The organism is Mesorhizobium sp. ISC25 (assembly GCF_042295465.1).
Classification (GTDB): domain Bacteria; phylum Pseudomonadota; class Alphaproteobacteria; order Rhizobiales; family Rhizobiaceae; genus Mesorhizobium.
In genome coordinates this window covers 237,386-250,514 of the sequence record NZ_CP135441.1, presented here as the reverse complement: position 1 = coordinate 250,514, position 13,129 = coordinate 237,386, and the positions used below count along the sequence as shown (strand labels likewise).

At 62.9% G+C, this 13,129-nt stretch carries 12 protein-coding genes; all 12 read right to left on the bottom strand.

What is annotated here, in order from left to right:
- Positions 1-29 precede the first annotated feature (29 nt).
- On the bottom strand, positions 30-1,118 hold the full coding sequence (locus tag RQ479_RS01355) for a fatty acid desaturase family protein (RefSeq protein WP_376703849.1): 1,089 nt from the start codon (positions 1,116-1,118) through the stop codon (positions 30-32).
- 91 nt (positions 1,119-1,209) lie between these two features.
- On the bottom strand, positions 1,210-2,391 hold the full coding sequence (locus tag RQ479_RS01350; protein WP_352516727.1) for an aldose 1-epimerase family protein: 1,182 nt from the start codon (positions 2,389-2,391) through the stop codon (positions 1,210-1,212).
- A 34-nt stretch (positions 2,392-2,425) separates the two neighbouring features.
- On the bottom strand, positions 2,426-3,208 hold the full coding sequence (locus RQ479_RS01345) for an ATP-binding cassette domain-containing protein (RefSeq protein ID WP_352516750.1): 783 nt from the start codon (positions 3,206-3,208) through the stop codon (positions 2,426-2,428).
- On the bottom strand, positions 3,205-4,209 hold the full coding sequence (locus RQ479_RS01340; RefSeq protein ID WP_352516726.1) for an ABC transporter permease: 1,005 nt from the start codon (positions 4,207-4,209) through the stop codon (positions 3,205-3,207). The genes RQ479_RS01345 and RQ479_RS01340 overlap by 4 nt, the downstream gene beginning before the upstream one ends.
- Before the next feature lie 61 nt (positions 4,210-4,270).
- The gene (locus RQ479_RS01335) at positions 4,271-5,212 is read right to left on the bottom strand and encodes a substrate-binding domain-containing protein (protein ID WP_376703848.1); all 942 of its coding nucleotides are present in this window, start codon (positions 5,210-5,212) and stop codon (positions 4,271-4,273) included.
- Between the two features lie 37 nt (positions 5,213-5,249).
- Positions 5,250-6,164, bottom strand: coding sequence for a sugar phosphate isomerase/epimerase family protein (locus RQ479_RS01330; RefSeq protein ID WP_376703847.1), 915 nt, complete (start codon positions 6,162-6,164; stop codon positions 5,250-5,252).
- A 26-nt stretch (positions 6,165-6,190) separates the two neighbouring features.
- Positions 6,191-7,294 carry a Gfo/Idh/MocA family protein gene (locus RQ479_RS01325; protein WP_376703846.1) on the bottom strand — a complete coding sequence of 368 codons (1,104 nt, stop codon included), beginning with the start codon at positions 7,292-7,294 and terminating at the stop codon, positions 6,191-6,193.
- A 35-nt stretch (positions 7,295-7,329) separates the two neighbouring features.
- Complete coding sequence (locus RQ479_RS01320) at positions 7,330-8,391, bottom strand: ABC transporter ATP-binding protein (protein WP_376703845.1); 1,062 nt, start codon at positions 8,389-8,391, stop codon at positions 7,330-7,332.
- Between the two features lies 1 nt (position 8,392).
- Positions 8,393-9,484 (bottom strand): ABC transporter ATP-binding protein, encoded by a 1,092-nt coding sequence (locus tag RQ479_RS01315; RefSeq protein ID WP_376703844.1) that lies wholly within the window; start codon positions 9,482-9,484, stop codon positions 8,393-8,395.
- Entirely contained in the window at positions 9,481-10,440 is a 960-nt protein-coding gene (locus RQ479_RS01310) for a carbohydrate ABC transporter permease (protein WP_376703843.1), read from the bottom strand. Before RQ479_RS01310 ends, RQ479_RS01315 begins: the two co-directional genes overlap by 4 nt.
- Complete coding sequence (locus RQ479_RS01305) at positions 10,437-11,297, bottom strand: carbohydrate ABC transporter permease (RefSeq protein WP_376703842.1); 861 nt, start codon at positions 11,295-11,297, stop codon at positions 10,437-10,439. The genes RQ479_RS01310 and RQ479_RS01305 overlap by 4 nt, the downstream gene beginning before the upstream one ends.
- A 78-nt stretch (positions 11,298-11,375) precedes the next feature.
- A complete protein-coding gene (locus RQ479_RS01300; protein WP_376703841.1) occupies positions 11,376-12,989 on the bottom strand; it encodes an extracellular solute-binding protein in 1,614 nt (537 codons plus the stop codon).
- Between the last annotated feature and the right edge of the window lie 140 nt (positions 12,990-13,129).

The following is a 13,129-nucleotide window of genomic DNA, read 5'->3' as shown; positions in this document are numbered from 1 at the left end:
GAAATTTCTGCGTTGCGCTGCTGCGGCGCCTACTCAGCCGCTGCCGACATGTTCACTTCGTGGAATTCGCCACGATAGGGCCGTGCCGTCGGCGGCAGTTCGCGCTTGAGGAAATAATCCTCGTATTTGAGCTGCCTGAGCAGGACCGGCCAGACCTCGCGATAGGCATGCCACATCGATGGATTCGGCTCCGGCAGATCGTGCTTGATCAATTCATGCAGCCTGGGCAGCGCGTGATACGGCACCATCGGGAACATGTGGTGTTCGACGTGGTAGTTCATGTTCCAGTAGATGAACCGGCTGATCGGGTTCATGTACACGGTACGGGTGTTGAGCCGGTGGTCGACGACATTGTCGGCCAGGCCGATATGCTGCAGCAGGCCAGTCAGCACCATGTGCCAGGTGCCGTAGAGGCGCGGCACGCCGATGAGCACCACCGGTATCCACGACCGCATGAAAACGGCGAGCGCGACCGTCGCGATGTAGATGGCGATATGCCAGCGCGCCGCGATGACGGCCTTGTGCTGTTCCATCTCGGGAACGTAGCTTTTCTCGTCGGGCGTCAGCTTGCCGGACGCCTGGCGTACCAGCGCCGGAAGCGAATAGCGGAAATCAAGGATGCCGGTGAAGGCCAGCGCGGCACGCAATAAGTCCGGCGGGCGCATCACGGCGATCTCGGCGTCGCGGCCGACGATGATGGTGTCTGTATGGTGCCGGGCATGGCTCCAGCGCCAGGTCACCGGATTGCGCATCAGCATGAAGCTGGCAATCTGATAGACGACATCGCTCATCCAGCGCGTGCGGAAGGCCGTGCCGTGGCCGCATTCGTGCCAGCGCGAGTCGCTGGACGAGCCGTAGAGCACGCCGTAGACGAAGAAGAACGGCACGCACCACCAGGTGCCCCAGAAATAGATGGCGCCGGCGGCGGAGCCGAGTATAGCGACGATCCAGATGATCGTGTCGCGGATCGCCGGGCCATCTGAGCGCTGCATCAACTCCTTGATCGCCTTGCGGGGGACATCCGTGTGGTACCACTCCGCCGAGGCCAGTCCCGTCTCGATCGCGATCCGCGTGCTTTCGCCGACCAGGCTGTAATCGCGTTTTACCGTGCCAGCCATTGTGACCTCCAATTCCCGATCGGCCGCGAGCCCTCCCCGCTCCGGCCGGAGCCAGCCTCCCAACTGGTGTCCCGTATCGTCCTCGCCCTTATCACGACCTGCCTCCAAGAACAGGAAAATGGCCCGACGGCCGCGGGTAGTCCTCTCGCGGTTGTCTGGCAATCGCCGCGATCCGGCTCTCGGCGGCGGCGATCTCGCCGGCGCCGTCGAGGACCCGGAACACCGCATCGTAGGAGCGGCTCTCGCCATGCTCCAGCCAGATCATCTCGCCGCGTTCGCGCGCCGCCAGATTGCCAAGCACATGATGCGTCGACGGCTCGATCCCAAGCGCGTACTGCCCGGCCTGGAAATTCTGCCATTGATAGGCGCAAGGCAATTGGTCCTTGCGCGTGACCACCTCGAAGCCGAGGCCGAGCCTGTCATTGACCACCGCCACAGGGACTTCGCCGGTGCTGTCGGCGCCGAGTTCGTGCTGCCAGACCTGTTCCTTGAATCCCAGTTGCGGCGCCGGCACCGTGCGGTAGCCGACCTTCTGCGCTTCATAGTGCTCGCCGGCATGCCCGGCCCAGACGACGTCGCGGATCGGCGCCAGGTAGCGCGAACCCTCGTCGAGCACCGGATGGCTGACATTGATGTGATAGAAATACATATGCGGCGTCCGGTTGAAGCCGTGATTGACGACACGGTCCGAAAGCCGGATCTCGTTGCCGCCGACATCGGCCTCGATCCGCCGCAGCAGGTGCAGATCCTCGCCGAATACAGTCGATTGCTGGACGATGCCTTCGGCCCACAACACGCAGCGGTCGCCGTCCCAGGTCTCGCCGTAGCCGGTCAGCCGCGCCGGGATGGTGCTGACGCGGCCGTGCAGCGAGTGGCGTACCGTCTTCTTCGGCGGGTAGTTGTAGGTATCGGCCGGTACCTCGTTCATGAACAATATATGGTCGAGGCCGCAGGTCAGCAGAAGGCCGGAAAACGACCGCGCCCAGGCCAGCCCCTCCTCGCCTTCGTATTCGTGCAGGCCGGGATGGCGAAAGCCGCTCGGCGAATGCCATCCGATCGCCTGGCCCCTGAAGTCGCAATCGGCGATATCGAGCGCCCGGTCGACCAGCGCGGTGAAGCGCAGGCCCGAGCCGGTGCGGAATTCGAGCATGCGGATGCCGCGCTCGACGCCGTCACCAAGCGTCATCAGCCGCACGCCGGCGAATTGCGACAGCGTGCCCGAGCGTTCCGAGACCTGCCGGCGCGACAGCGTCTTGCCGTAGAGCTCTACCATGTGACCGCCAGTTCCTTCACTTTGCTCCCGTCCTTCACTTCGCTCTCGTCTCCTTGAGCAGGGCCGACATGTCGGCGCCGGTGATGATGCTTTCCACGGTCAGCAGATCGGTGTCGGCGACCGTCTGCTCGGCGACGATCTCGCCGCGGCGCATGACGATAATGCGGTCGGCGACCTGGAAGACGTGATGGATGTTGTGGGTGATCAAAAGCACCGAGTGACCGGCATCGCGCACCTCCTTGACGAAGCGCAGCACGCCGTGCGTTTCCTCGACGCCGAGATTGTTGGTCGGCTCGTCGAGGATGATGACCTTGGCGGCGAACTGCATGGCGCGCGAAATCGCGATCGACTGGCGTTCGCCGCCCGACAGCGTGCTGACCAGCGCATCGGCGTCGAGCTTCCTCGAGATGCCGACGCGCTTCAAAAGTGCCGAGGCAGCATCGCGCAATTGGGCGAGATCGAGCGGCGCGAACACGCCAAGCCATTTGAGGTTGACCGGCTCGCGGCCGAGGAAAAGATTGCGCGCGATGCTGAGGTCCGGCGCCAGCGAGGTATCCTGGTGGATGGTCTCGATGCCGAGATCCATCGCGTCGCGCGTCGAGCGGATGGAGACCTTCTGGCCGCGCACATAGATGTCCCCGCGATCGACGGGAAAGACCCCGGAGATCGCCTTGATCAATGTCGATTTGCCGGCGCCGTTGTCGCCGAGCAAGGCCACCACTTCGCCCTCGTTGAGCGTGAAGGAGGCGCTCTTCAGGGCGCGGACGCTGCCGAAGGACTTTTGCAGGTTCTGCAGCCGAAGCACTTCCATGATCAGCTCCTGGCGGCGTTCTTCTGCAGCAAAGCGTGCAGGATGAGCATGGCAAGGATGATGACGCCGACGAAGATGTTGTAGGCGAGCCCAGGTACGCCGATCAGCACGATGCCGTTGCGGATGCTGCGCAGCATCAGCGCCCCGACGATGGTGCCTAAAATGGTGCCTCGCCCACCGGTCAGCGCGGTGCCGCCGACCACCACCATGGCGATCACTTCGAGCTCGTAGCCGGTGCCGGCCACCGGCGAGGCGGCAGAGATGCGGAAGGCGCTGATCATGCCGGCGAGACCGGCCAGCACCGAGGTCAGGATGAACAGCCAGATCTTGACCGCATCGGCCGGCACACCGCGCGCTACGGCAGCGTTACGGTTCGAGCCGATAGCGCTGATCCAGTTGCCGAGCTTGGCGTAGCGCAGCACATAGATCGCCAGCAGCGACAGGCCGATGAACCACCACAGCGAGGTATAGAAACGGAACGTTCCGATACTAAAGCTGCCGGCCAGCAGCGTCACGAAGAAGCCCGGCTGGTCCCAGGATTTCAGCGGAAACCCTTGGGTGATGTAAAGCGCTGCCCCACGCACCACCAGCAGCATCGACAGCGTCACCAGGAACGACGAGATGCCGATCTTGGTGACGATCAGCCCGTTGATCGCACCGATCGCTATGCAGAGCAGCAGGCCGGCCAGCAACGCCACGCCAATATCAACCCCGCCGTTCTGGACCAGCAGCATAACGACGACCGGCGCCAGCCCGAATACGGCACCGACCGAAAGGTCGAACTCGCCCGCCGTCAAAAGCAGTGTCATGCCGAGCGCGATGATGCCGAGCTCGGGCAGGAATGCCATCATGTTGGAGATGTTGAGCGGCGACAAGAAATTCGCGTCGGCGATCGCGAACACCGCAAGCAGGACGATCAGGATGACGAGCGAAGAGAACTGCGGCGAGCGCATCAGGCTCGACCTGCGTTTGGCACGCGGCATTTCCTCTTCTGCGGCAATTGTCATGACAGCTCGAACCATACGCCAGGGTGACGCCCGCCGCCTGCGCGGCGAGCGTCAATTTCAATCACTTGTTGTAGAGTTTTAGGATCGGTTCAACGCTCGAGGCGTCGTAGAGGCTGAACGTGTGGATGTCGTAGCCGATCGGTTCGCCAGCGGCGGCCAACCCGAGCAGCGCCACCGGCATGAAGCCCTGCGCCGACGGGAACTGCCAGGCAGCCGCGTTGACGAAACCGGCCTTGACGGACTCGGCCGTCTCCTTCGAATTGCCCCAGCCGACGACCGGGATTTTGCCGGCCGGCACGCCGGCGCCGTCGAACACCCGCTTGACGCTGGCAGCTACGGAATCGCCGAGCGCGATGATTGCCGGCGGGTTGTTGGCGACCACGTAGTCGGTCATCTTGGCGATGATGCCGGCCGGATCGGTGCCGCAATCGACCACGTCATATTTGATGCCGAGCGGATCGAAGACGCTCGCGATGCCTTCGGTCTCGAGCTGCTGGTAGCTGGCGCCCGGCACTTCGACCGGCAGGAACACCTTGTCGCCCTGCTTCACCATCTTGTGGTCGACTAGATATTTCGCCCAGATGACACCGGCTTCCTTGAGGTCGGCACCGACATAGGCCTGCCGGCCGGTTGCCGGATCGTCGGTGTTGAAGAACACGATCGGGATGTCCGCCGCCTTCGCTGCCTTGACCTCCTCGGTCCACAGGCCGGGCTGCGCCGAGGTGGTGGCGATGCCGTCCGGCTTGGCGGCGAGTGCCGAGTTGAAGGCTTCCTTCTGCGCCGCCATGTCGCCGCCGCTGAACGAGATCTTGCAGGTCACCTTGAGCTGGTCGCAGGCCTTGGTCGCGCCGGCATTCCAGTCGATCCAGAAGGCATCCGACGGGCCGCCATGCGACAACAGGTAGAACGTCTTCTGAGCGTCCTGCGCCAGCGCCGGCGTACCCAGCGCCACACCGGCGAGAACGGTCGCCGTGGCCGCGATTTTCAACGCGAATTTCAACATTTCTCTTCCTCCCTTGTTTCGTAGCCGAACCGCGCCATCACAGTCCGTTGGCGCGGAATTTCCCATCGAGGAATTTCTTGGCACGCGGCACGTCGTCTTCCGAAAGATGCTCGATGATGACCGGGATGTTCGGGTGCTTTTCGGCCAGCCGCTTGAGATAGAGGTCGTAATTCAGCGAACCGAGGCCGGGCGCCGGCAGCTCGATCTCGCCGACGCCGCGGAAAGTGTGGCTCTCCAGCGCGTCCTCGTCACCGATGTCGGCGTGCTTCTCCGACTTGTCGCCGCCGGAACGCTTGACGTCCTTGGCGTGGGCTATCTTGATCTTGTCGGTCAGCGTATCGAACACCTGGTTCAGGATCTGGTCCATCCTGTCGATGTTGTGAGTTTCGAAATAGTTGGTCGGGTCCATCAACAGGCCGAGGCCCGGGTGGTCGACCTGCGCGAACATCCTCACCGTCTCTTCGACCGAGCCGACGACATTGTTGACATAGGTTTCGAGCAGGAAGACCGCGCCGTGGTCATAGGCGGTCTGGGCAAGGTCGGCGATGACCTTGCGGCATTCCTCAAAACCTTCCTCGGTCTTGTTCTTCGGATGATGCACCCAGTCGGACTCGGTGTTGTAGGTACCGGTTTCCGAGATCACGTAAGGGGTGCCGAAATGGCGGGCATTGCGGATGATCTCCTTCAGATAGCCGACGCGCCTCTCGCGCTCGCCCAGGTCCGGATGGATGATGTTGGTATAGCCCGACACACAGCAGACCGGCAGATTGTGGTCGCGAAACGTATCGCGGACGGTCTTGGCCTTGTCCCTGGTGATCTGTCCGGCGGACAGGTCGATATCCCTGAAATGCAGGTCAAGCTGCACGGTGTTGAAATCGAGCGCGCGGATCTTCTGCGCGGTTTCCTTGAGGCCATACGGGAAATAACCCGTGAAAATACCTGCCTGCATCATGGTGTGAAGTCCTCCCTGTACGTGATTCAGTCAGTTGATATTTCGGAAAGTTTGACCGTTCGGCCCTTGTCGATCGAGCGGTAGCCCGCTTCGACCAGCGCCATGGTCTTGACATTGTCGGCGACGGACAGCGCCGGCGGCTCGCCCGTCTTGACCGCGTGCTGGAGCTGCTCCATGACGCCGATGAAGGCATGCGGGAACCACATCGTGTCCCAGCTTGGCGTCACCCATTCACCGCCGGTTGTCTCGGTCGAGGCATAGGTCAGCGTCGAGGCAGCGCCAGTCGGCCAGCCGATGGTGCCCTTGGCGACACCCTTGGTGCCGTCGACGCGCCAGTTGATGTGCTGGTCGTCCTTGTAGCCCTCCTGGCGCGGACCGGACCAGACATCCTCCAGCGATACGGCAAGCACGCCGGACGGGAACTTGATCGTCGACACGGTGATGCCGTCCGAATGGTCGAAGCGGGTGCGCGGGTCCTTGCGAGTCAGGGTGGTGATCTCCAGGGGATCGCCGAACAGGAAGCGCATTACGTCGAGATGGTGGACGCTCATGTTTGCGAGCGTCAGCCGGTCGTACTCTTCCAGGAACGTCTGCCAGTGCGGGATCGCATGCATGTCGATCTGCGCGAAGACGATGTCGCCGAGCGCGCCGCTGTCGATGATCTGCTTCAAGACGCGCATCGACTGGTCGTAGCGCATGTTCTGGTTGACCGAGAGGATCTTGCCTGCCTTGGCCGCCTCGTCGCGAAGCTTGACGGCCCCTTCGAGGGACAGCGCCAATGGCTTCTGCGCCAGGATCGCCTTGATATGTGCCTGCTTCAGAGCATGGCGGATCAGCGCCGGCTGCTGGTCGGGCGGAAAGGCAAGATCGATGATATCGACGTTTTTGTCCTCGATGAGCTGTTCCGGCGTGTCGTGGACGGTCGGGATATCCCAGCGTTTGGCGACCTTCTCGGCACTGGCCTTGGTCCGCGAGGCAATCGCCACCACGGGGAAACCGGCTTCCTTGTAAGCGGCAAGGTGACATTCGGCCATGATCATGCCGGCGCCGACGCAGCCGATCCTGTATTCCCTGGTGCGGACTTTAACGTCCGGCTCGAAGCCGTTGCCCGCTATTTCTTCGCCTGCCATATGTTCCTCCCGAAGCTCGTTCCTTGCAGCCGACGTCATCTTGCCAGCGCTTCCCCGCTTTGCCCGAAATAATGCACCCTGCCCGGCTCGCAGGATATCGCCACCATCGCGTCCGGCCTGATGTCCGGCTGGCCGCGCAACAGCGCCCACAGACGCGCCTGCCCGGCGGCGAGCGTCACAACGGTGTAGCCGCCGAGCGGCTCGACCTCGAACACTCGCGCCGGGCGGCCCGCGCCCCCCTCCGCCCAGGCCCTAACCTTGATGTCTTCCGGCCTGAGTCCAATTTCCACGGCATCGGCCGGGGCGCCGGTATCCGCGATGCGGATCGTGCCTTCCGCCGCCTCCACGCCTTCCGCGCCGTGCACCGACTTCAATATATTCATCATCGGCGAGCCGAGCAGCCGCGCCACATAGGTGCTGGCCGGCCGATCATAGATCTCGGCCGGCGCGCCGATCTGCCTGATCTTGCCGTTGTCCAGAATGGCTATTCGGTCGGCGACCGACATCGCTTCTTCCTGGTCGTGCGTGACGTAGATCAGCGTCTTGCCGAGCTCGCGCTGGATGCGCTTCAGCTCGACGCGCGTCTCCTCGCGCAGCCGGGCGTCGAGCGCCGAGATCGGATCGTCCATCAGATACGCGACGGGATCACGCACCAGCGCACGGGCGATCGCCACACGCTGCCGCTCGCCGCCTGAAAGCTGCGCCGGCGGTTTGTGCAGGATATGTCCGATATGCAGCTTAGCCGCGACCTCGGCGACGCGTTTTTCGATCTCGGCTTCGGCGACCCGGCGTTCGACCAAAGGAAAACGGATGTTGTCGCGCGCGCTCATATGCGGGAACAGCGCCAGATTCTGGAACACCATGGCGACATCGCGCTCCGCCGGCGACACCGTGTTGACCGGCTTGCCGCCAATCAGGATCTCGCCCGTGTCCGGGGTTTCCAGCCCGAGCACCAGACGGAGTATCGTCGACTTGCCCGACAGCGGCGGCCCGAAGAAGCAGAAGAACTCGTTGTCGTTCACCGCGAACGACGCATCGTCGACGGCCAGCGTGCCGCCATAGCGTTTTGTCACATTACGGAAAACGATATCGGCCATCTCAACCTGCTCTCAACGCAAGGCCGGAGGCGGCGTCGAAGACGCGCACCGCCTCCGCCGCAGGCGCAACGACAGCTGTCTGCCCGATCGCCAGCCCGACATCATTGTCGAACACCGCCTTCACCACAGTCTCGCCCTCGCCAAGATGGATGATGGTGCGCGCGCCGATCCGCTCGACGAAACTCACCGGCATGGAGAGGCCACGGCCGCCTTCAGTCAAAGTCACCTGCTCCGGTCGAAAGCCATAAAACGCCTCGCCGCGCATCCGGCGTGCGGCATCGGCGATCTCGACCGGCAGCGGCGGCGTCGCCCCGAGCGGCCCAAGATCGATGACCAGGCCACGGTCGCTTTCCGCCGGCCTGCCCTTGAGCAGGTTCATGCCCGGCGCGCCGATGAAGCGGGCAACGAAGACGTTGGCCGGATTGTTATAGACCTCGAGCGGCGTGCCGACTTGCTGCAGCACGCCGTGGTCCATCACCGCGATGCGATCCGCCATGGTCATCGCTTCGAGCTGATCGTGGGTGACATAGACCATGGTCTGCCGGAACTGCCGCTGCAACTGCTTCAGTTCGGTCCGCATCACTGCCCGGAAGGCGGCGTCGACATTGGACAGCGGCTCGTCTAGCAGGAAGATCGCCGGCTCCATGATCGCAGAACGGCCGATCGCGACCCGCTGCAATATGTTGACCGACAGCCTGTCGGCCTTGCGGTCGAGCAGCGGCGTCAGTTGCAGCATCTCGGCAATGGCGCCGACACGGCGGTCGATCTCGGCCTTTAGTGCGCCGCGCATTTTCGGCCCGTAGGCGAGGTTCTGCCGCACGCTCATATGAGTGAAGATCGCATAGTTCTGGAAGACGAAGCCGACGCCGCGCCGCCCCATCGGCACGCCGGCCATGTCGCGCTCGCCGAACAGGATCTTGCCGCTGGTCGGCTCTTCCATGCCGGCGATCATGTTCATCGTCGTCGACTTGCCGCAGCCGGACGGCCCGAGCAGCGCCATGAACTCGCCGTCGGCGATGGCCAGATCCATCGTCTTCAGCGCGGTGAAATCGCCGAATTTCTTGACGAGGTTCTGCAGATGGATGGTGCTCATGCCGCCACCTCGCGTACCCGAGCCATGCGTTTCATGGCAAACACGGCGGCGATGGACAGCACGATCAATATGGCCAGCGCGATTGCCGCCACATAGCCCCAGATCAGGTCCTGGGTGGTGAGCTTGTAGATGTAAACGGAGATGGTTTCGGTAGCGACGCCGGGTCCGCCACCGGTCATGATGTAAAGCGTGTCGAAGATCTTGAAGTTCTCGATCACCCTGATCGCCAGAGCGATGATGATGATCGTCTTCATCTTCGGCAGCACGATGGTGACGAAGCACTGCCACGGGTTGGCGCCGAGCAGCGTCGCCGCCTTGATCTGGTCCTCGGGCACGCCGACCAGACCGGCAAGCAGGATCAGGAACATCAGCGGCGTCCACTGCCAGATGTCGGCGACCATGACGGCGATGAGCGCCAGCGTCGGGTCCGACAGCCAGGCAATGGTGACGGGAACGCCTGACATCGCCGACAGGATGTCGTTGACCGGGCCGCCCGACTGAAACAGCATGAAGAACATGTAGCCGGCCACCGCCGGCACCACCATCATCGGCATCAAGAGGATCGAGTAGAAGATCCGCTTGCCCGGAAACTCGTCGGCAAACAGCGTCGCGAGCGCCAAGCCGAGCAAGAACTCCGCCGGCACGCAGACGATCATGACGATGGTCGTGCGCTTCAGCGCACTCCAGAAGCGCGCGTCCGCGGCAAGGTCGGTGTAATTGGCGAAACTGTTCCACATCGACCAGGCATTCCACCAGCCGGTGCCCGACAGCGGCGACCAGTCGGTCAGGCTGATATAGAGCTGCATCAGGAGCGGGAAGACTGCGATGAACAGCACCAGGATCTGCGCCGGCAGGGTCAACCGGAAGCCGAGCCGTGCGCCCTCGTCCGGCAACACCGATGCCGCTTTGGAGGCTTGCATGTCGCCCTCCGAAATCGTGGCTGTCACCGCACTCATTGCTTGAGCGCCCCGAAGGTCAGCCCGCGAACCAGGTGGCGCTGGATGGCGATCCCCATGATGACACACGGCACCGCGGCGATCAGGCCGAGGGCTGCCTTGGCGCCATAGAGCTGTCCGGTCATCGAGGAGGACAGCGACGCCATGTAGACGGGGACCGTCACCCATTCGCGCGTCGTCAGAAGCAGCGCAATCAGATAGTCCGACCAGTTGAGGATGAAGACGAACAGCGCGGCACTGGCCAGCGGCGCGCGCATCATCGGCAGCGTGATGCGGGTGAAGACGCGCCATCGCGAACAGCCCTCGACCAGCGCCGCCTCCTCGATCTCGCGCGGCATGTCGTCGAAGAAGGTCTTCATCAGCCAGAAGGCGAAAGGCAGCGTGACGATGCCGTAGATCAACGAAAGCCCCCACCAGCTGTCGGTGAAGTTGAGAAAGGCCCACATGATCATCACCGGGGTCATGACCGCCATCGGCGGAAACAGGCGAAGCTGGATCAGCGCCAGCGGCAGGTTCTGGCCCGAGCCGAAGCGCGACAGCCCGTAGGCCGCCGCGGTGCCCGCCGACATGGCGATCGCCGTGCCGAACGTGGCCGACAGCAGCGACGACAGGATCGGCTTCAAGGCGGTGCGGTCGAGGGCGACGATCAGATTGTTGGTCGATTCACCGAAGACGAAGCGGAAATTGCTGAGTGTCGGGTTCTTCGGCCACCATGTCAGGTCGGCGCCAGTCGCCGACCATTCGGCGATCGGCTTGAACGCCATCGACACCATCCACAGGATCGGCACCAGCGTCACCGCCATCGCCGCAAAGATCGCGGCATAGCGGAATATCTCGAAAGGAACTGAACGCTTCATCTTGCGGCTTTGCTGGGTCTTTCGTTGCCGGGGGGAAGAGCGACCGCTCCTCCCCTCCTTGGTAGGATCCTGGAAGGATCAGGCGATCGGATCGAGGACGGTGGGCCAGGCCTCCTTGTTGGTCTTGATGGCTTCGAGAAGCTTCTCCTCGCCGGTACGGCGGGCAATCTTCTTCCACTCGGCCTCGGTGTCGGCCATCGCCTGCTCGGCCGTCTTGGCCTTGGTCAGCGCGGCGACTAGGTTCTCGTCCAGCGCGTTGTGGAAGGCGGTGGCGCCGGGATAGTTGATGGTGGGCACGGTGCGGGCGACCGTCTCGCGCACCACGTCCATGTGGTAAGCATGATAGGTCTCGCGGACCAGCGGATCGGAGAAATCCGACAGCCGGAACGGATCGAAGTAACCGCCCGGATTGGCGGTCATCCAGGCGTAGATGCGGCTTGAACCCAGCCACTGCAGGAACAGGTAGCAGGCCTCCGGATTCTTGGCTTGCGAGGAAACCGACGCCGACAAATTGAGCCACAGCACCGACCGGCTGACCAGCTTGCCGTCGATCTCGCGGCCGGGCGGCAGCATCGAGCCGATCTTGCCGGTGACAGCTGAATCCTTGTTGCCGGCATTGTCGAGGAATTTCGGCAGATTGGAGAAGGCGCAGGTCATGGCCGCGCCGCCCTTGGCGAAATTGCCGTACTGCTCCGGCCAGCCCCAGGAGATCGCATCGGGCGAATGATGCGAAAGCGACGCAATGTACTCGTTGGTCGCCGCGATACCTTGCTCCGAATTGATCAGCGGCTTGCCGGTATCGTCGAACAAGAACTGATTGGGCGAAGCCATTGAGACATAACGCTGATACCAGTTGGTGTAGCCCCAGCCCTGGTTGCGCAAATCGGTCGAGCCGAACAGGCCCTTGTCCGGGCGCTGGAAGAAGGCCGCGATCTCGTCATGCTGCTTCCACGTCTTCGGCGCCGCCAGTTCATAGCCATATTTGTCGGAGAAGGCCTTCTTCTCGTCTGCGTCGCCGAACAGATCGGTGCGGTAGACCCATGTCTGGAAGTCGCCATCCAGCGAGACGCCATAGGTCGAGCCGCGATACTGGTTGAGCAGCGAGACGCCCTTGGCGCCATTGACGTAGCCGCGCTCGGGATCGTCCCATTCCGGCTTGTATTGCGCGACGAAGTCGTCAAGCTTGAGGATGCCGCCGGTTTCGGCGAGGTCGCCAAGACGGTTCCATTCGACCGCGTAGATGTCATAGGCTCCACCCTTGGTGGAGATGTCCTGCATCGTCTTGGTGAATTCCTGGCCGTTGGGCACACCGACGATCTCAAGCGGAATGCCGGTTTCTTTCTCCCAGAGATCCTTGATCGACGGCGCGCCGGCCGGAAACGGCTGGGTCAGCTGGCCGATCGAGCCGTCGGACAGGCCAAGTACGATCTTGGCCGGCGCCTTGCCGGCGCCCTTCATCGCCTTGGCCGCTTCGATGGCGCGACCCTCCGGCGTATCTGGCCCGTACTGATAGCGCTCCGAGCCGTCGAAGCCCGTCGGGCCACCGATCATGCCGGGCGCCAGGGCATCGGCCGCATAGGCACGGCTTGGTCGAATGAATTTCGGTGCAATACCTGCGGCGGCAACAAGGACTGCCGCCTTTCCACCGGACGCCAGCAAACGGCGCCGCGACACGCGGATCAAATTCGACATTGGAACTCCTCCCTGAGGGCCTTGTTCCTCCACGGCCCTTATGATGGATATTGACGGAACTATACGAAGCCTGTCAACATCATAAATAATCAAGATACCTCATAATAACTCAAGGGAGGGGGAATTGGCGCTCACCTCGG

Bases quoted from the DNA above. Each gene is read 5' to 3' on its own strand.
- RQ479_RS01355 (WP_376703849.1), bottom strand. From the start codon at position 1,118: ATGGCTGGCACGGTAAAACGCGATTACAGCCTGGTCGGCGAAAGCACG.
- RQ479_RS01350 (WP_352516727.1), bottom strand. From the start codon at position 2,391: ATGGTAGAGCTCTACGGCAAGACGCTGTCGCGCCGGCAGGTCTCGGAA.
- RQ479_RS01340 (WP_352516726.1), bottom strand. From the start codon at position 4,209: ATGACAATTGCCGCAGAAGAGGAAATGCCGCGTGCCAAACGCAGGTCG.
- RQ479_RS01335 (WP_376703848.1), bottom strand. From the start codon at position 5,212: ATGTTGAAATTCGCGTTGAAAATCGCGGCCACGGCGACCGTTCTCGCC.
- RQ479_RS01330 (WP_376703847.1), bottom strand. From the start codon at position 6,164: ATGATGCAGGCAGGTATTTTCACGGGTTATTTCCCGTATGGCCTCAAG.
- RQ479_RS01325 (WP_376703846.1), bottom strand. From the start codon at position 7,294: ATGGCAGGCGAAGAAATAGCGGGCAACGGCTTCGAGCCGGACGTTAAA.
- RQ479_RS01320 (WP_376703845.1), bottom strand. From the start codon at position 8,391: ATGGCCGATATCGTTTTCCGTAATGTGACAAAACGCTATGGCGGCACG.
- RQ479_RS01315 (WP_376703844.1), bottom strand. From the start codon at position 9,484: ATGAGCACCATCCATCTGCAGAACCTCGTCAAGAAATTCGGCGATTTC.
- RQ479_RS01310 (WP_376703843.1), bottom strand. From the start codon at position 10,440: ATGAGTGCGGTGACAGCCACGATTTCGGAGGGCGACATGCAAGCCTCC.
- RQ479_RS01305 (WP_376703842.1), bottom strand. From the start codon at position 11,297: ATGAAGCGTTCAGTTCCTTTCGAGATATTCCGCTATGCCGCGATCTTT.
- RQ479_RS01300 (WP_376703841.1), bottom strand. From the start codon at position 12,989: ATGTCGAATTTGATCCGCGTGTCGCGGCGCCGTTTGCTGGCGTCCGGT.